Source organism: Stenotrophomonas sp. SAM-B, assembly GCF_013387485.1.
Taxonomy (GTDB): Bacteria; Pseudomonadota; Gammaproteobacteria; order Xanthomonadales; family Xanthomonadaceae; genus Stenotrophomonas; species Stenotrophomonas maltophilia_AA.
Genome location: NZ_JABBXB010000018.1, coordinates 1 through 15,833, shown reverse-complemented (window position 1 = coordinate 15,833; position 15,833 = coordinate 1). Strand labels below are relative to the sequence as shown.

16 protein-coding genes and 1 pseudogene are annotated in these 15,833 nt (G+C 68.0%); 8 read left to right on the top strand and 9 right to left on the bottom strand.

What is annotated here, in order from left to right; all coding sequences use genetic code 11:
* Positions 1-84: 84 nt before the first annotated feature.
* The 3 genes from HH110_RS18725 to rmuC all read right to left on the bottom strand — a co-directional run bounded on the left by HH110_RS18725 (position 85) and on the right by rmuC (position 2,727).
* On the bottom strand, positions 85-645 hold the full coding sequence (locus tag HH110_RS18725; RefSeq protein WP_342589255.1) for a glutathione peroxidase: 561 nt from the start codon (positions 643-645) through the stop codon (positions 85-87).
* Positions 646-701: 56 nt separating this feature from the next.
* The gene (locus tag HH110_RS18720) at positions 702-1,058 is read right to left on the bottom strand and encodes a hypothetical protein (RefSeq protein WP_176991016.1); all 357 of its coding nucleotides are present in this window, start codon (positions 1,056-1,058) and stop codon (positions 702-704) included.
* 85 nt (positions 1,059-1,143) lie between these two features.
* On the bottom strand, positions 1,144-2,727 hold the full coding sequence (gene rmuC / locus HH110_RS18715) for a DNA recombination protein RmuC (RefSeq protein WP_176991015.1): 1,584 nt from the start codon (positions 2,725-2,727) through the stop codon (positions 1,144-1,146).
* A gap of 49 nt (positions 2,728-2,776) precedes the next feature.
* On the opposite strand from rmuC, the gene HH110_RS18710 reads away from it, so the two are divergent.
* Complete coding sequence (locus HH110_RS18710; protein ID WP_176991014.1) at positions 2,777-3,400, top strand: glutathione S-transferase family protein; 624 nt, start codon at positions 2,777-2,779, stop codon at positions 3,398-3,400.
* A gap of 4 nt (positions 3,401-3,404) precedes the next feature.
* On the opposite strand, the gene nfsB is transcribed toward HH110_RS18710, so the two are convergent.
* Together nfsB and HH110_RS18700 are read right to left on the bottom strand one after the other, a co-directional pair.
* The gene (nfsB, locus tag HH110_RS18705; RefSeq protein WP_176991013.1) at positions 3,405-4,058 is read right to left on the bottom strand and encodes an oxygen-insensitive NAD(P)H nitroreductase; all 654 of its coding nucleotides are present in this window, start codon (positions 4,056-4,058) and stop codon (positions 3,405-3,407) included.
* Between the two features lie 29 nt (positions 4,059-4,087).
* On the bottom strand, positions 4,088-5,095 hold the full coding sequence (locus HH110_RS18700; protein ID WP_176991012.1) for a zinc-binding alcohol dehydrogenase family protein: 1,008 nt from the start codon (positions 5,093-5,095) through the stop codon (positions 4,088-4,090).
* Between the two features lie 91 nt (positions 5,096-5,186).
* On the opposite strand from HH110_RS18700, the gene HH110_RS18695 reads away from it, so the two are divergent.
* Together HH110_RS18695 and leuE are read left to right on the top strand one after the other, a co-directional pair.
* Positions 5,187-6,110: a LysR substrate-binding domain-containing protein gene (locus tag HH110_RS18695; protein WP_176991011.1), complete on the top strand. Its 924-nt coding sequence runs from the start codon at positions 5,187-5,189 to the stop codon at positions 6,108-6,110.
* 59 nt (positions 6,111-6,169) lie between these two features.
* Complete coding sequence (gene leuE / locus HH110_RS18690; protein ID WP_176991010.1) at positions 6,170-6,796, top strand: leucine efflux protein LeuE; 627 nt, start codon at positions 6,170-6,172, stop codon at positions 6,794-6,796.
* Between the two features lie 46 nt (positions 6,797-6,842).
* Here leuE and HH110_RS18685 read toward each other — a convergent pair whose 3' ends face one another.
* Entirely contained in the window at positions 6,843-7,742 is a 900-nt protein-coding gene (locus HH110_RS18685; RefSeq protein ID WP_176991009.1) for a LysR family transcriptional regulator, read from the bottom strand.
* A 101-nt stretch (positions 7,743-7,843) separates the two neighbouring features.
* On the opposite strand from HH110_RS18685, the gene HH110_RS18680 reads away from it, so the two are divergent.
* The 3 genes from HH110_RS18680 to HH110_RS18670 all read left to right on the top strand — a co-directional run bounded on the left by HH110_RS18680 (position 7,844) and on the right by HH110_RS18670 (position 10,908).
* A complete protein-coding gene (locus tag HH110_RS18680; protein WP_176991008.1) occupies positions 7,844-8,839 on the top strand; it encodes an aldo/keto reductase in 996 nt (331 codons plus the stop codon).
* 99 nt (positions 8,840-8,938) lie between these two features.
* Complete coding sequence (locus HH110_RS18675; protein WP_176991007.1) at positions 8,939-9,349, top strand: hypothetical protein; 411 nt, start codon at positions 8,939-8,941, stop codon at positions 9,347-9,349.
* Positions 9,350-9,495: 146 nt separating this feature from the next.
* Positions 9,496-10,908: an amino acid permease gene (locus tag HH110_RS18670; RefSeq protein WP_176991006.1), complete on the top strand. Its 1,413-nt coding sequence runs from the start codon at positions 9,496-9,498 to the stop codon at positions 10,906-10,908.
* Between the two features lie 86 nt (positions 10,909-10,994).
* Here the strand turns inward: HH110_RS18670 and HH110_RS18665 are convergent, their stop codons facing one another.
* Both HH110_RS18665 and HH110_RS18660 read right to left on the bottom strand, forming a co-directional pair.
* Positions 10,995-12,239 (bottom strand): dipeptidase, encoded by a 1,245-nt coding sequence (locus tag HH110_RS18665; protein WP_176991005.1) that lies wholly within the window; start codon positions 12,237-12,239, stop codon positions 10,995-10,997.
* A gap of 151 nt (positions 12,240-12,390) precedes the next feature.
* Positions 12,391-13,560, bottom strand: coding sequence for a class I SAM-dependent rRNA methyltransferase (locus HH110_RS18660; protein ID WP_176991004.1), 1,170 nt, complete (start codon positions 13,558-13,560; stop codon positions 12,391-12,393).
* 279 nt (positions 13,561-13,839) lie between these two features.
* Between HH110_RS18660 and HH110_RS18655 the strand changes: the two genes are divergently transcribed.
* Both HH110_RS18655 and HH110_RS18650 read left to right on the top strand, forming a co-directional pair.
* On the top strand, positions 13,840-14,799 hold the full coding sequence (locus HH110_RS18655) for a TerC family protein (RefSeq protein ID WP_123730941.1): 960 nt from the start codon (positions 13,840-13,842) through the stop codon (positions 14,797-14,799).
* 97 nt (positions 14,800-14,896) lie between these two features.
* On the top strand, positions 14,897-15,679 hold the full coding sequence (locus tag HH110_RS18650; protein ID WP_176991003.1) for a rhomboid family intramembrane serine protease: 783 nt from the start codon (positions 14,897-14,899) through the stop codon (positions 15,677-15,679).
* 44 nt (positions 15,680-15,723) lie between these two features.
* Here the strand turns inward: HH110_RS18650 and HH110_RS18645 are convergent.
* Positions 15,724-15,833 (bottom strand): annotated as a pseudogene (locus HH110_RS18645) (IS110 family transposase); the annotation flags it as partial.

Here is a 15,833-nt window from a genome sequence, read left to right as displayed (position 1 = left end):
CGGTAAACCACGACCGTTGGCCGTGGTGCGAGCAAAGAAAAAGCCCCGCCGAAGCGGGGCTTTTTCTGTTTCCGGGTCAGCCGATCAGGCCGCCAGCGCGGCGTCGATCGCCGCGACCAGGCGCGCGTCATCGGCCGGCACGTCCGGGGCGAAGCGCGCGATGACCTTTCCGTCGCGGCCGATCAGGAACTTCTCGAAGTTCCACAGCACGCCCGGGGCAGCGTTGACCACCAGCTCCGGGTACTTGGCCACGGCGCCCTGCAGCTTCTCGCGCATCGGGCCTTCGCCGGTGGCAGTCGGCTGCGCGGCGGTCAGCTGCTGGTACAGCGGATGGGTGTCGTCACCGGCGACGCTGATCTTGGCGAACATCGGGAAGCTGACGTTGTATTCCAGCTGGCAGAACTGCTGGATGTCCGCTTCGCTGCCCGGCTCCTGCGCCAGGAAGTTGTTGGCCGGGAAACCCAGCACTTCCAGGCCGGCCGCCTGCTTGTCGGCGTACAGCGCCTGCAGGCCTTCGTACTGCGGGGTCAGGCCGCACTTGGAGGCGACGTTGACGACCAGCAGCACCTTGCCGCGGTAGTCGGCAAGCGAGGTCGGCTGGCCTTCGATGGTGGTAACGGGGATGTCGTAGACGGTCTGGCTCACTGCAGATTCCTTGCGTTGCATCGGGGGAGGCACAGCATAGCCGTGCCGTGGGGAGATCAGTCGACGCAGATCGTGCCGAGCGCCACGCCGCCATCGATGCGCTGGCGGCAGCCGAAGTTCTGGCTGACATCGCGCTGGCAGACGCCACGCGCGGCCGTTCCCGGCGCGACATCGCTGGTGGCCAGGCACTGGCCACTGCAGTCGGCCTTGGCGCTGCAGACCTTGCCGGCATCGGCGTAGGGCACCACGCACTGCACGCGCTGCAGGCGGCCCAGCGGCTGCAGGCTGCCACCGGCGGCGGTGCATTCAGCGGCGCTCGGCGTGGCGGGTGTCGCCGCCGTGGTGTCGGTGGAGGGCGTGCTGCTGCACCCGGCCAGGGCGAGCAGGAGGGACAGCATCAGGGTCAGACGCATGGGCGGTTCCTTGAAAGGTGGAAGACGGCAGGGAAAGGACGTGCCACGCAGCATGCGCGATCGCATGCATGCGTCGCGTCGCCGCTTAGTCCTGCACGGTGCTGGCCTCGTCGCCGGCCATATCCTCGTCCTCGCCGCTCATGTCGCCGAGCAGGTCCTGGGTCTGTTCACCGCCCAGCGTTTCCACGCTGCGCAGGCGGCGTTCGATGGTGCGCGTCTTGCGGCTGGCTTCGCCGAGGCTGCGACCCACCGTGGTGATCTGCTTCTCGGCCTTTTCCAGGATGCCGGCGAACTTGCCGAACTCACTCTTGACCGCGCCGAGCAGGCCCCACACTTCGCTGGAGCGCTGTTCGATGGCCAGCGTGCGGAAGCCCATCTGCAGGCTGTTGAGCAGCGCGGTGACGGTGGTCGGGCCCGCCACCACGACGCGATGGTCGCGCTGCAGCAGGTCGATCAGGCCGGGGCGGCGGATCACTTCGGCGTACAGGCTTTCGGTGGGCAGGAACATCACCGCGAAATCGGTGGTGTGCGGCGGCGCGATGTACTTGTCGCAGATCGACTTGGCCTGGATGCGGATCGCGCGTTCCAGCTGGGCGCCCTGCAGGCGTACGCCCTCGACATCCCCCTGTTCCTGCGCATCGAGCAGGCGCTCGTAATCCTCGCGCGGGAACTTGGAATCGATCGGCAGCCACACCGGGGTGTCTTCATGGCCGCGGCCCGGCAGGCGCACGGCGATGTCGACGATCTCGTTGCTGTCCGGGCGCACTTTGACGCCGCGCGCGTACTGCTCCTGGGTGAGCGTCTGCTCGAGGATGTTGTCCAGCTGCACTTCGCCCCAGCTGCCGCGGTTCTTGACGTTGGTCAGCACGCGCTTGAGGTCGCCCACGCCGGTGGCCAGCTGCTGCATTTCACCGAGGCCACGCTGGACCTGCTCCAGCCGCTCGGAGACCAGCTGGAAGGAGGCGCCCAGGCGGGTTTCCAGCGTGGTCTGCAGCTTCTCGTCGACGGTCACGCGCATCTGGTCGAGCTTCTCGGCGTTGTCGCTCTGCAGGCTCTTGAGCTGCTGCTCGAGCGTGGCCCGCATCTCGCCGATACGCTGTTCGTTGCGCTGGGTCATCTCCTGCAGGCGCAGGCCCAGCGATTCGGCCAAGCGCTGCTGCGACTGCCCGGTTTCCTCGCGGCCCAGGCGCGCATCTTCGGCCAGGGCCTGGCGCAGCGCGGCCATGTGGCTGTCGGTGCGCGTGGTCAGTTCCACCAGCTGCTGGCCGAACGCTTCGATGCGTGCCTGCTGCTGTTGCCCGAACGCTTCCAGCTGCGCGCGCACTTCCTGCATGCGCAGCGCCAGCAGGTCGCCGGTGCGCTGCTGGCTGAGCGTGCTTTCCTCGCGGGCCTTGCGCGCGTCTTCGCCGAGCGCATCGCGCAGCAGGTCCAGGCGCTGGTCGGTGCGGGTGGACAGATCGGTCAGCGCGCGCGCGAAGCTCTCCAGCCGCGCGTCCTGCTGGCGGCCCAGGCCTTCGAGCTGCTCGCGCAGTTCGCTGCGGCCGACCCGCGCTTCCTCGCGCAGGGTCTGTTCGAGGTCGCCATGGCCGGAACGCCGCAGCAGCGCGAGCAGCTGCAGCACGAGGACGGCACACACCAGGCCGCCGAGGAGGAAGAATTCGGTTTGCATGCGGCAAGTGTAGGATGCTGGCGTCTCAATGGCTGCGCCGGATCGAGCAATGCTGGAAATCCTTGGAAAGTCCACCTCCATCAACGTTCGCAAAGTGCTGTGGCTGTGCGCGGAACTGCGCCTGGACCATCAGCAACCGGGCGGCGACGGCACCGATCCAGCAGGCGCCGCAGCGGCACTGGCTGCCCTCAACCCCAACGGGCAGGTTCCCGTGCTGCGTGATGGCGGCTTCGTGCTGTGGGAATCCAACAGCATCTGCCGCTATCTGGCCGCCCGCGAGGGTCGAGACGACCTGTTGCCGCAGGCACCGCAGGCCCGCGCCAGGGTGGAGCAATGGATGGACTGGCAGGCGACCGATCTCAATACCGCGTGGCGCTATGCATTCATGGCCATGGTACGCCGACATCCGGACTACGCCGACCCGACGGCGGTGGCCGCCAGCCTGGGGCAGTGGAATCGCTTGATGGGGATGCTGGACCGGCAGCTGGTGCAGACCGGCGCCTACGTTGCGGGCACCGAGTTCAGCCTGGCCGACGTCGTGCTGGGCCTGTCGACCCAGCGGTGGCGCCTGACTCCCGGCGACAAGCCGACCTTTCCGGCCGTGGACGCGTGGTTCGAGCGCCTGCGACCACGTGCGGGGTTCGCCCTGCACGTGGACAACGGCGTGCCCTGACCTCTCAGAGGTGGGTGAACACCTGGTCCTTGGGCAGCCGCGACTTGGGCAGGTCGGCATTGAAGTTGGCCTCGCTGCCATAGCCCAGCGCCACCAGCACCACGCTGGTCAGGCCACGCTCGCGCAGGCCCAGCTCGGCATCCAGCACCGCCGCGTCGAAGCCTTCCATCGGGGTGGCGTCGATGCCGTGCACGCCGGCGGCCAGCAACAGCGTGCCGAGTGCCAGGTAGGTCTGCTTCTGCATCCAGTGCTGCACGTCGCCCAGCGTGTGGCGATGCAGGTCCACGTAGTGGTGCAGTGCGCCGCGCTGGCCTTCGCGTGCTTCCGGCGTGGGATAACGGCCATCCGCGGTTTCCTGCTCGATCACCTGCGCCAGGTAGGCATCATCGATGCCGGTGCGGGTGGCGAACACGATCACGTGCGAGGCATCGGTGATCTTGGCCGTGTTGTAGGGCTGGTTGGGCTGGGTCGCGCGCGCGATGCGGGCGCGCGCCTCGTCACTGCCGGCAACCAGGAAATGCCAAGGCTGCGCGTTCACCGAGGACGGCGCGTGGTGCAGCACGTCGAGCAGGTCGTGCAGTACCGCCGGCGGCAGCTTGCGGGTCGGATCGTAGGCCTTGGTGGTGTGGCGGCGACGGGCCACTGGAGCGAGGGTCATGTGCGGGTAGTCCATGGGGGCGGTGAGGGTCAGAACCCTTCGAGGACGAGCTTGCCGCGTGCGCGGTGGCTCTCGATCAGGGCGTGCGCCTGGCGCAGGTTGGCGGCGTTGATCCGGCCGTAGTGCTCGCCCAGCGTGGTGCGCAGGACGCCGGCATCGATCAGCGCTGCCACGCGTTCAAGCAGGTCGTGCTGGTGCTGCATGTCGGGGGTGTTGAAGCTGGAGCGGGTGAACATCGATTCCCAGTGCAGCGACAGGCTCTTGCGCTTGAGCGCCATCACATCGAGCTGGCCGGGGTCGTCGATCAGCGCCAGCTGGCCCTGCGGGGCGAGCACGCTGACGATCTGGTCGTAGTGCTGGTCGGTATGGGTCAGGCTGGCGACGTGGCTGACCTCGGCGATGCCCAGGCGCTGCAGGCCTTCGCTCAGCGGCTGGGTGTGGTCGATCACGTGGTGCGCGCCCAGCGCGTAGACCCAGTCCTGGGTATCCGGGCGCGAGGCGGTGCCGATCACGGTCAGGCGGGTCAGCTGGCGGGCCAGCTGGACCAGGATCGAGCCGACGCCACCGGCCGCGCCGATCACCAGCAGGGTCTGGCCTTCACCGCCGTTCTCGGGGATGCGCAGGCGGTCGAACAGCAGCTCCCAGGCGGTGATCGCGGTCAGCGGCAGCGCGGCCGCGGCGGCGTCATCCAGGCTGGCCGGCGCGTGGCCGACGATGCGCTCGTCCACCAGCTGGTACTCGGCGTTGCTGCCGGCGCGGCCGATCGCACCGGCGTAGAAGACCGCGTCGCCGGGCTGGAACAGCGTCACTTCGTCGCCCACGGCATCCACGATGCCGACCGCGTCGAAGCCCAGCACGCGCGGCTCGGTCACCGCCACGCCGTTGCGGACCTTGGTGTCGACCGGGTTCACCGAGATCGCGCGGACCTCGACCCGCAGGTCGCGCGGGCCGGGGGTGGGGATCGGCAGGGTGATGTCCACCAGTGCGGCGGGATCGCTGATCGGCAGGCCATGCTGGGTATAGGCGACGGCTTTCATCGTGGGGAGATCCGTTGGGGAAGACGGACAGGGTGCGCTTCACGGCCGGGCGGAGAAAGGCGCAAAATCGGGCAGCACTTTCACTGCAGGAATGAAGATGATCCGGTTCGACGGCCTCGCCCTGTTCGTCCGCACCGCCGCGCTCGGCAGTTTCTCAAACGCAGCGCGCGAGGCCGACCTGCTCCCGGGCCAGGTGGCCGCGGCCGTCGCGCGGCTGGAGCGGGAGCTGGACCTGCGCCTGTTCGTGCGCTCCACCCGCAGCCTGCGCCTGACCGCCGAAGGCGCGCTGTACCTGCCCTACGCGCAGGAGGTGCTGGCCGCGCTGCGCGAGGGCGAAGCCCGGGTGCGCGGCGAGGATGCCGAGCTGCGCGGCACGCTGCAGGTGGCCGCACCGTCGGACCTGGGCCGCAACCTGCTGCTGCCGTGGCTGACCGAGTTCCGCGCCGCACACCCGAAGCTGCAGCTGCGCCTGCAGTTGTCCGACCAGGTCGCCGATGTCTTCCGCGATCCGGTCGACATCGCCTTCCGCCTGGGCCGCTTCGACAACGCCAGCTACGTCGCCCTGCCGCTGCTGCCCGGCAATCGCCGGGTGCTGGCCGCCTCGCCGGACTACCTGGCCCGGCACGGTGCGCCGAACAGCCTGGAGGCCTTGAAGGACCACCACTGCCTGCTCTACCAGCTGGCCGGGCGCGCGTATGACCGCTGGAGTTTCGAGCTCGATGGCCGGCGGACGGTGATCCCGGTGCGCGGCAACATGGTCTGCGACGATGCCGACGTGGTGCGCCGCTGGGCAGTGGCCGGGCAAGGCATCGTGTTCAAGTCGTGGCTCGATGTCTGCGCCGATGTCCAGGCCGGGCGCCTGCAGGTGCTGCTGGACGGCGCGGGCGACAGTCTGCCGTTGAACCTGGTGTGCCCGCACCGCAAGCAGTTCTCCCCGGCGATCCGGCAGCTGCATGCGATGTTCGCGCACCGCCTGCAGCCACTGCTCGCCGGATTGCCCAGCAGCGCGCGCTGACGCTATCGCCCGGCGCGCGGCTGCCGGACAATGCCCCTCCCCGTTGTCGAGTCGCCGCCATGCCGTGGATGGGCATCCAGGATCTGTGGACCTTTGTCGCTGCCGTGCTGGTGTTCCTGGCGTTGCCAGGACCGGGCACCTTCACCCTGCTTACCGCCACCGGTCGCGGTGGGGTGCGCGGCGGCTATACGGCGCTGTTCGGCCTGTTGCTGGGCGACCAGATCCTGATGTGGCTGGCGGTGGCCGGCGTGGCCGCACTGCTCAAGGCCAACCCGCTGGTGTTCCACGCCGTGCAGTACCTGGGCGCGGCCTACCTCGTGTGGATCGGCATCGGCCTGCTGCGCCAGCCGCGCGCCCAGGGCGAGGAAGGCGGTATCCGGCTCACCCCCGGCCACTACTTCCGCCAGGCGGTGCTGATCAACCTGCTCAACCCGAAGGCGATCATCTTCTACATGGCCTTCCTGCCGCTGTTCATCGATCCGGCCCGTCACCAGGGCGTGGTGACGTTTGCGACCATGGCGCTGATCATCTTCGCCATGGGACTGGCGTACTGCTCGGTGCTGATCGGGGTCGGCAATCTGTTGCGCCGTCGGATTCTCCAGCACCCGCGGGTCGGGCTTTGGCTGAGGCGCGTGGCGGGCGTGTTCCTGGTCGGGTTCGGCGTGCGGCTGGGCGTCAGCGGCTGAGGTCCCGCCGCCGCGGGAAATGCGGCCACCGCGCGCGCGCCGTTCGTCAGCGCCGCATCGCGTCGCGCAGGTAGTCGATGAACACCCGCAGCTTGGGCGCCATCTGTTCGCGGGCCGGGTAGTACAGATGGAACCCGGCGAACGGCTGCTGCCAGTCCTGCAGCACGCACTGCAGGCGGCCGGCCGCCACATCGCCGGCGTACAGCGCCTCGAACCCCTGCGCCAGGCCCATGCCGCCGATCACCGCGGCACGGATCAGGCCGGCGTCGTTGAACACCAGCCGGCCGGCCACCTCGACCTCGAGATCGCGGCCGTCGCGGGTGAACTCCCATGCCATCCGCCGGCCGGTGCTGAGCCGATGCACGATGCACTCGTGCGTGACCAGTTCGGCCGGGGTGGCGGGTATCCCGTGCCGGGCCAGGTAGTCCGGCGTGGCCACGACCACCTGGCGCTCCAGCGGCCCGATCGGTACCGCGATCATGCCGCGGGCCAGGCTTTCGCCCAGCCGGACCCCGGCGTCGAAGCCACCGGCGACCAGGTCGCTCAGCGCGGTTTCCACGAACAGCTCCACCTCGATTTGTGGATACCGCGCCAGGAAGCCCGGCAGGTGCGGCAGCACCAGCAGTTCGGCGGCGATCCGGGGCACGTTGATGCGCAGCTTGCCCGCGGGCACATCGCGCACCTGGTCCAGGTCCTCGAAGGCGGCGTCGATCCGGGCCAGGCCCTCGCGCACCTGTACCAGGAAGCGCGCGCCCTGCTCGGTCAGGCCGACCCGGCGCGTGGTCCGCTGCAGCAGCCGCACGCCGAGATGGGCTTCCAGCGCGCGCACGGTCTGCGACAGCGCCGAGGGCGACACGCCCAGCTCATCGGCGGCCCGGGTGAAGCTGGCATGGTGCGCGACGCGGGCGAAGGCGACCACGGCGGGCAGCGGGTGCTGGGCACTCATTGTGAAGGCTGGCTTCAAGGACGATGCAGGAGCAGCCAGTTTATCCACATAGTCCACAGGAGGATGCTGGGGGTGTTCCCTCTCTTCCCCCGGAGTACCCGATGCAGACCCGTACCCTTGGCCGCACTGGCCCCACCGTCTCCGCGCTCGGCCTGGGCTGCATGGGCATGAGCGCCTTCTATGGCGGCCGCGGCAGCGATGCCGAATCGATCGCGGTCATCCACCGCGCGCTGGAGAGCGGCGTCACCCTGCTCGACACCGCCGACATGTACGGCCCGCACACCAACGAGGTGCTGGTCGGCAAGGCGATCGCCGACCGCCGCGACCACGTGTTCCTCGCCACCAAGTTCGGGATCAGGCTGGAGCCGAGCGACACCGCCGCGCGCAGCGTCGATGGCCGCCCCGAGTACGTGATCGCCGCCTGCGAGGCCAGCCTGCAGCGGCTCGGCGTGGACCACATCGACCTGTACTACCAGCACCGCGTGGACGGCACGGTGCCGATCGAAGACACCGTGGGGGCGATGGCGCGGCTGGTCGAGCAGGGCAAGGTGCGTTTCCTCGGCCTGTCCGAAGCCTCGGCCGGCACGATCCGCCGCGCCCATGCGGTGCACCCGATCACCGCGGTGCAGACCGAGTACTCGCTGTGGTCGCGCGATCCGGAGGAAAACGGTGTGCTGGCGACGGTGCGCGAGCTCGGCATCGGCTTCGTGCCCTACTCGCCGCTGGGCCGCGGCTTCCTGACCGGCGCGATCCGCAACCCGGCCGATTTCGAGGCCGATGACTATCGCCGCCAGTCGCCGCGCTTCCAGGGCGAGAACTTCGACCGCAACCTGGCCCTGGTCGACGCGGTCACCGCGATGGCCAGCGACAAGGGCGTGACGCCCGGGCAGCTGGCCCTGGCCTGGGTGCTGGCGCAGGGCGACGATCTGGTGCCGATCCCGGGCACCAAGCGGCTGGCCTACCTGGAGGAGAACCTCGGCGCGCTGCAGGTCCAGCTCAGTCCCGATGACGTGTCGCGCATCAATGCGATCTTCCCGGCCCATGCTGCTGCCGGCCCGCGCTATGCCCCTGCGGCGATGGCGACGTTGAACCGCTGAACTTCATCGACCGGATCGGCAGGCTCGATCCGGCCGATTCCCCCTACGGGTGCGCCGGGAGGACAATGACCCCCTCTCTGTCTGGATGGACCCTGGCCCATGCGTTGGCTCACCCCGTTGTTGCTGCTGCTGGCCATCGCGCCGGCCCACGCCGATGAAATCCGCTGCCTGACCGGCGGCAGCCGCCAGCAGATCCACCTCGAATGGAAACTCCCCGAGGGCACCGCGGACGGTGAACGGGTCAGCCATGTGCGTTATGCCGGCAAGACCCAGTGGCTGCGGCTGACCCTGGCCTCGCAGGAGAGCACGGTGCTTGCCGAGGACCGCCCCTGGCAGTTCGACACGGTGTGGGACGAGCACCTGGACGGAAAGGTCATCGGCCACTATGCGATCAGCTCGCAGGGCGCGCGCATCTATGGCTTCTCGTACACCAACGCCCGCACCGGCCAGCAGACCGCGTTCGGCGAAGACGTCGAGGCGATCACCGACACCGGCTGCCACTGGGAATGAGTGTCCGGCCTTTGTGCCGCTTTCGTCACCTTCGCCTCAGTCATGCGGGCCGCGCAGCTGCTTACGACGCTTGGCAGTAGTAATGCTGCGCCGCGTTCGGTAAAACTCGCAGACTTGTCGTTAACAGTCATCCACCGCGAGGCCCCATGTCATTGCTCCGGCGCAAGTCCCTAGACACCGTCACCGTCCATGAAGCCGGCAGGCAACTGATCCCGACCCTGAGTTGGCCGCACCTGATCGCGCTGGGCATCGGCGCGATCGTCGGCACCGGCATCTACACCCTGATCGGTGTCGGCGCGAACCTGGCCGGCCCCGCGGTGCTGATCTCCTTCGCGATCGCCGGTGCGGTCTGCGCCTGTGCGGCCCTGTCCTACGCCGAGCTGTCGACGATGATGCCGGCGGCCGGCAGCGCCTACACGTACAGCTACACCGCGCTCGGCGAGGTGGTGGCCTGGGTGGTCGGCTGGAGCCTGATCCTGGAGTACTCGCTGGTGGTCAGTACGGTGGCGGTCGGCTGGTCCGGCTACGCGGTCGGCTTCCTGCATGGCTTTGGCATCGACCTGCCCCTGATGCTGACGGCCGGCCCCCACGTGGAAGGCGGCTTCATCAACCTGCCCGCCGTGCTGATCACCTTCCTGGTGGCCGGCATGTTGATGGCCGGCACCAAGGAGAGCGCCACCCTCAACGCGGTCCTGGTGGTGATCAAGATCATCGCGCTGACCGTGTTCGTGGCGATCGCCCTGCCGCACTTCGATACCGGCCACATGGAGCCGTTCATGCCGTTCGGCTTCGTCAAGTCGCTGGGCGCCGATGGCGTGGAACGCGGGGTGATGGCGGCTGCAGCGATCATCTTCTTCGCGTTCTACGGCTTCGATGCGATCTCCACCGCGGCTGAAGAAACCAAGAAGCCCGAGCGCGACCTGGCGATCGGCATCATCGGCTCGATGGTCGGCTGCACCATCATCTATGTGCTGGTGGCGCTGGCCGCCGTGGGTGCGATGAGCTACACGATCTTCGGCCAGAGCGCCGAGCCGCTGGCCCTGATCCTGCGCGAACTGGGCAGCCCGGGCGCGGCCAAGTGGATCGGCGCAGCGGCGGTGATCGCGCTGCCGACCGTGCTGCTGGCCTTCCTGTATGGCCAGAGCCGCATCTTCTTCGTCATGTCGCGCGATGGCCTGCTGCCGCGTGGCCTGTCCAAGGTCAGCGCGCGCACCGGCACCCCGATCGCCACCACGCTGTTCACCGCCGTGCTGGTTGCGGCGCTCGCCGGTGTGGCGCGGCTGGATGAGATCGCCGCACTGGCCAACGCCGGCACGCTGGCCGCGTTCACCGCGGTGGGCCTGTGCCTGGTGGTGCTGCGCAAGCGCGAGCCGAACCGGGTGCGCAAGTTCCGCACGCCGCTGGCCTACGTGGTCGGCCCGCTGGCGGTGATCGGCTGCGTGTACCTGTTCTTCAGCCTGCCGAGCACCACGCAGTTGTACTTCCTGGCGTGGAACGTTCTGGGCCTGATCGCCTACTTCGCCTATGGGCGTCGCAATGCGGTGCTGGGCAAGGCCTGATCCGGGCGTGTGCCGACCAACGGTCGGCACCTACCGCCGCCATGGTCCGGTAGAGCCGAGCATGGCTCGGCACGACCGGTCCGGGATCAGCGTTTGGCTGCCTGTTGGGCATGCGCCTGGGCCTGCGCCATCACCCTCAGCAGGTTGCCGCCCCAGATACCGGCGATCTGCTTCTCGCTGTAGCCCTTGCGCAGCAGCCACGCGGTGATCTTCGGCAGCTGGCTCACGTCCTGCAGATCAGCCAGGCCACCGCCGCCATCCCAGTCCAGCCCGATGCCCACGTGCTCAGGGCCGACCACCTTCAGGATGTGCTCGAAGTGGGCGAAGAAATCGTCGAGCGTGGCCTTGCGCAGCGGGATGCGCTGGTCGATCTCTTCCAGCCCCTTCTTCAGCGCGACGCCCTGCTGGATGCTCATGCCGTCGTAATCGGTACCGAGCTGTTCCATCAGGGCCGTCTCGGCCTTCTTGCGCGCCTCGCTCTTGCCGGTATCGATCAGGTAGCCGCCATACGCGTTGACCTGGATCACGCCGCCGGCCTTGGCCAGCCGCTTCAGGCGCACATCGTCGAGATTGCGCGGATGGTTGTAGATCGCCTTGGCCGAGCTGTGCGAGAGCACGAACGGCACCGGCATGCGTTCGATCAGATCATCGAACACCGCATCGGAGGCATGCGACTGGTCGATGACGATGCCCAGCCGCACCGCTTCATCGACCAGCGCCTTGCCGGCCGGGCTGAGGCCCTTCCACTCGGCGCCCTTGGGGTCGGTGGCCGAATCGGCGAACTCGTTGTTGGCGAAGTGCACCGTGCTGAGCAGGCGCAGACCGGCCAGGTGGTAGTAGCTGAGCAGCGTGGGGTCGTCGACCAGCGGGCTGGCGTTCTCCATGCTGATGTAGACCACGCGCTTGCCGGCGGCCTTGATGCGCGCGGCATCGGCGGCGGTCAGCGCGAGCTGGAAGGTGTCCGGATGCGCGGCGAGCATCTCGCGGATCTCGGTCAGGCGCAGCAGGCCGGCATCGCGGTCATGCTGGTGCGCCTGCGCGCTGCGGTCGCCCTGGTCGGTGTAGATCGCCCAGAAGCCGCCATCGAGCGCGCCTTCGACCATGCGCGGATAGTCCACCTGCGACAGCGCGTTGTGGTCGTGCCGCTGGGTGATGTCGAAGCCGTCGCGGTGGAAATTGGCCGGCGTGTCGAGGTGGCTGTCCAGGGTCAGCAGCCGGTGCTGCAGCGTGGACGCCCTGGCCAGTTCCTGCGGGGTGAATTCGATCGCGTGGGCGGCTAGTGGCGTGCACAACGCCAGCGAAACCAGCAAAGACAGACTGCGCAACGTCATGACGCCTCACCTTGGATGGGAAGCGTCAGACCATAGCGCTGTAGCGCCTAGCTGGGTAGGTGCCGACCGTTGGTCGGTACCGGCAACAGAGCGCACCGACCAACGGTCGGTGCCTACCCGATGCCTAACGTGGCCGGGATCCCGGTGCGGATCAATCCACCACGCGGCAGAACACGGCCTTGAGGTAGCGCGATTCCTGCACGTGGGCCATGAACGGGTGGTCCGGGCCGGCGCCGGCCACCTTCAGGATCTGGATGGTGCGGCCGGCGTAGAACGCGGCGCGGCGCAGCATGTCCAGGAACTGATCCTCGGCCACCAGGCCGGTGCACGAGAACGTGGCGAGCAGGCCACCGGGCTTGACCACGCCCAGCGCCAGCTTGTTCATGTCCAGGTACTTCTTCAGCGCGGTGATGACCTGGTCGCGGTCGCGGGTCATCTTGGCCGGGTCGAGGATCACCACGTCGAACTGCTCGCCGCGGTTGGACGCATCGCGCAGCCACGGGAAGATGTCGGACTGGATGAACTTCGGACGCACGTTGTTGAGCTTGGCGTTGCCCTTGGCGATGGCGATCACGTCTTCATCGATGTCGATGCCGACCACCTCGGCCGCACCGCGCGCGGCGGCGTACACCGCAAAACCGCCGGTGTTGCAGCACAGGTCCAGCACGGTCTTGCCTTCCACCTGCTGGCTCAGCCACTGGCGGTTCTCACGCTGATCGGCGAAGAAGCCGGTCTTGTGCGCACCGGCCGGGTCGGCGCGGAACTTCACGCCGTACTCGGTGATCACCGAGGCTTCGGTGGTGGTGTTGCCGTGGAAGTCGAAGCTTTCCTGCTTCTGCACGTGTTCGTCGGCGAAGCTGTGGAAACGGCAGCCCGGGAACTGCTCACGCAGGGCCTCGTAGACCCACTCGCGGTGGCGGAACATGCCGGCGGCGAAGAACTCGACCACGACCAGATCGCCATAGCGGTCCACGACCAGGCCGGACAGACCGTCGCCTTCGCTGTGGACCACGCGCCAGGCATCGGAGATCTCGTCCAGCTTGAGCACCTCACGACGCAGCGACACCGCCTGGGCGATCTTGCGCGAGAACCAGCCGGCGTCGACCGGGATGGCCTGATCGGTCTCCAGGATGCGCACGGCGATGCGCGAGTGACCGTTGTAGAAGCCACGCCCGATCCACTCCCCATCCACGCCGACGACGTCGACGAGGGCACCGGGTTTGGGACGGACGGCCGGCTTTTCGACCAGTTTCTGGAAGATCCACGGGTGGCTGGAGCGCCAGGCGTTCTTGAGGCGGACAACGGGAAGGGGGGTATTCATGGGCGTATTGTAAACGGCCCCCGGCCCCGGCCGGCAGGCCGCCAGTTGACGGCGACCGGGCCACCCCGCAGAATCGGCCGCAGAAGGGGAGTAGCTCCCAGACGTTGTCGCCGTCAATTCGAGCCCGCAGGCTCCGGTGCAACGGCAGTCCCATCCATCGGGACTGCGAGCGAGACCTTCGCCGTATGGCGAAGCTCTGTCCCCGGATCCCCCCGATCCTCCGTTGCAGATCCTCGCCGTCCGGCTTGAGGCATTCTATTTTTCCAACGGACAAACCCAATGCAGACGATCGGTAATGTGTGGTTGTGGGGCGGCTTCGGCGCGGTGGTGATCATCGCGTTGCTGGTCGATCTCGTTTTGATGCGACACGGCGGGCCGCACAAGGTCACCTTCAAGGAGGCCCTGTGGTGGTCCATCGGCTGGGTCGCGCTGGCCCTGGCCTTCAACGGTGGCCTCTGGTACTACCTGAACGAGACCGCCGGCCAGGTGGTGGCGAACAAGGTCGGCCTGGAGTTCCTGACCGGTTACCTGGTCGAGAAAGCCCTGGCCGTGGACAACATCTTCGTGTTCCTGATGATCATGGGCTACTTCGCGGTGCCCGAGGAACAGCGCCAGAAGGTGTTGATCATCGGCATCCTGGGCGCGATCGTGCTGCGTACGATCATGATCTTCGCCGGCAGCGTGCTGCTGACCAAGTTCCACTGGCTGCTCTACGTGTTCGGCGCGTTCCTGCTCTTCACCGGCTGGAAGATGTGGTTCTCGGCCGGCAGCGAGCCGGATCTGGAGACCAACCCCGCCCTGCGCTGGATGCGCAAGCACCTGCGCCTGCTGCCGGACTATGCCGGCAACGCGATGAGCGTCATGCGCGATGGCAAGCGCTGGTTCACGCCGCTGTTCGTGGTGCTGATCCTGATCGCGGTGACCGACGTGATCTTCGCGGTGGACAGCATCCCGGCGATCTTCGCGATCACCACCGACCCGTTCATCGTGCTGACCTCCAACGTGTTCGCGGTGCTGGGCCTGCGTGCGATGTTCTTCCTGCTGGCCGGCATGGCCGATCGCTTCCACCTGCTGCCGTACGGCCTCGCCCTGGTGCTGGCCTTCATCGGCATCAAGATGATGCTGATCGACATCTTCAAGATCCCCACCCCGATCTCGCTGGGCGTGGTGGCGGTGATCATCGCCGCGACCGTGGTGTTGAGCCTGAAGAACCCGCCGAAGGAAGGCGGCCACGCCTGACCGACCGTGCCGCCTGCGGGATTGTCCCGCAGGCGGTACCTCTCTCTCCCACGGCGTTGCCCTTGTGTTCATCGGGGGCGACGCCATTCCTAAGGGTATGAACGCCAACCTGCCCCAGCCCACCGGCGCGCCGCCGGTCCCGTCCCGCAACGACCGTGGTGGTGTGCTGCGGGCGTTCAACCTGAGCCTGGCCTTCGTGCTGCTGCTGGTGGCGGTGTATACCGCCCAGGGCCACTTCGACTGGCGTCCGTGGGCGGTTGCCCCGCTGGACAAGGCCGGCCTGCTCGGGATTCTCGGTGCACCGCTGCTGCACGGCTCGATCCAGCACCTGGGTGCCAATGCGGCGGCCCTGCTGATCCTCGGCACCCTGGCCGGCAGCGTCTATCCCAAGGCCACCGTGCGCGCGCTGCCCCTGTTGTGGGTCGGCTCGGGCCTGGGCGCCTGGCTGCTCGGCGATCTGGGCAGCCGCCATCTGGGTGCCAGTGGCATCACCCACGGCCTGATGTTCCTGGTGTTCGTGCTCGGCCTGCTGCGCCGCGACCGGCCGGCGATCGCGGCCGGACTGATCGCCTTCCTGTTCTACGGCAGCATGCTGCTCACCATCCTCCCGCACGAACCGGGCGTGTCCTGGCAGTCGCACATGGGCGGTGCCTTCGCCGGCATCATCAGCGCTCTGCTGTTCCGCCTCTCCGACCCGATGGCGCCACGCAAGCGCTACAGCTGGGAGGACGAGGAAGAGGACGACACCGAGGCAGCGCGCGACGCCGATCTGGAACCGCCCTCCCCGACCCGCGTCCCGGTGCTGTGGCAACCGCGCGAGGGCCGCGACTTCGTGGTGCTGCCGTTCCGGCGGCGCGATGAAGGGTCATCGCTGGACTGACCGGCAACGCCATCTGATGGCAAGCCGAGGTAGCAACTGTCTTATCAGGTGCAGACCAACGCGGCCTCGGCGTCCCGCTTGCGGGCGTTGAGGATGACCAGCATCTTGCGCATGACCGCTACCAGCGCCACCTTGCTCGCCTTGCCTTTGGCTT

What these genes read in the sequence shown, in the direction of transcription:
- HH110_RS18660 (WP_176991004.1), bottom strand. Translation starts at nt 13,560, where the DNA reads ATGAATACCCCCCTTCCCGTTGTCCGCCTCAAGAACGCCTGGCGCTCC.
- nfsB (WP_176991013.1), bottom strand. Translation starts at nt 4,058, where the DNA reads ATGACCCTCGCTCCAGTGGCCCGTCGCCGCCACACCACCAAGGCCTAC.
- HH110_RS18700 (WP_176991012.1), bottom strand. Translation starts at nt 5,095, where the DNA reads ATGAAAGCCGTCGCCTATACCCAGCATGGCCTGCCGATCAGCGATCCC.
- HH110_RS18650 (WP_176991003.1), top strand. Translation starts at nt 14,897, where the DNA reads ATGAACGCCAACCTGCCCCAGCCCACCGGCGCGCCGCCGGTCCCGTCC.
- leuE (WP_176991010.1), top strand. Translation starts at nt 6,170, where the DNA reads ATGCCGTGGATGGGCATCCAGGATCTGTGGACCTTTGTCGCTGCCGTG.
- HH110_RS18685 (WP_176991009.1), bottom strand. Translation starts at nt 7,742, where the DNA reads ATGAGTGCCCAGCACCCGCTGCCCGCCGTGGTCGCCTTCGCCCGCGTC.
- HH110_RS18710 (WP_176991014.1), top strand. Translation starts at nt 2,777, where the DNA reads ATGCTGGAAATCCTTGGAAAGTCCACCTCCATCAACGTTCGCAAAGTG.
- HH110_RS18680 (WP_176991008.1), top strand. Translation starts at nt 7,844, where the DNA reads ATGCAGACCCGTACCCTTGGCCGCACTGGCCCCACCGTCTCCGCGCTC.
- HH110_RS18675 (WP_176991007.1), top strand. Translation starts at nt 8,939, where the DNA reads ATGCGTTGGCTCACCCCGTTGTTGCTGCTGCTGGCCATCGCGCCGGCC.
- HH110_RS18720 (WP_176991016.1), bottom strand. Translation starts at nt 1,058, where the DNA reads ATGCGTCTGACCCTGATGCTGTCCCTCCTGCTCGCCCTGGCCGGGTGC.
- HH110_RS18695 (WP_176991011.1), top strand. Translation starts at nt 5,187, where the DNA reads ATGAAGATGATCCGGTTCGACGGCCTCGCCCTGTTCGTCCGCACCGCC.
- rmuC (WP_176991015.1), bottom strand. Translation starts at nt 2,727, where the DNA reads ATGCAAACCGAATTCTTCCTCCTCGGCGGCCTGGTGTGTGCCGTCCTC.
- HH110_RS18655 (WP_123730941.1), top strand. Translation starts at nt 13,840, where the DNA reads ATGCAGACGATCGGTAATGTGTGGTTGTGGGGCGGCTTCGGCGCGGTG.
- HH110_RS18665 (WP_176991005.1), bottom strand. Translation starts at nt 12,239, where the DNA reads ATGACGTTGCGCAGTCTGTCTTTGCTGGTTTCGCTGGCGTTGTGCACG.
- HH110_RS18670 (WP_176991006.1), top strand. Translation starts at nt 9,496, where the DNA reads ATGTCATTGCTCCGGCGCAAGTCCCTAGACACCGTCACCGTCCATGAA.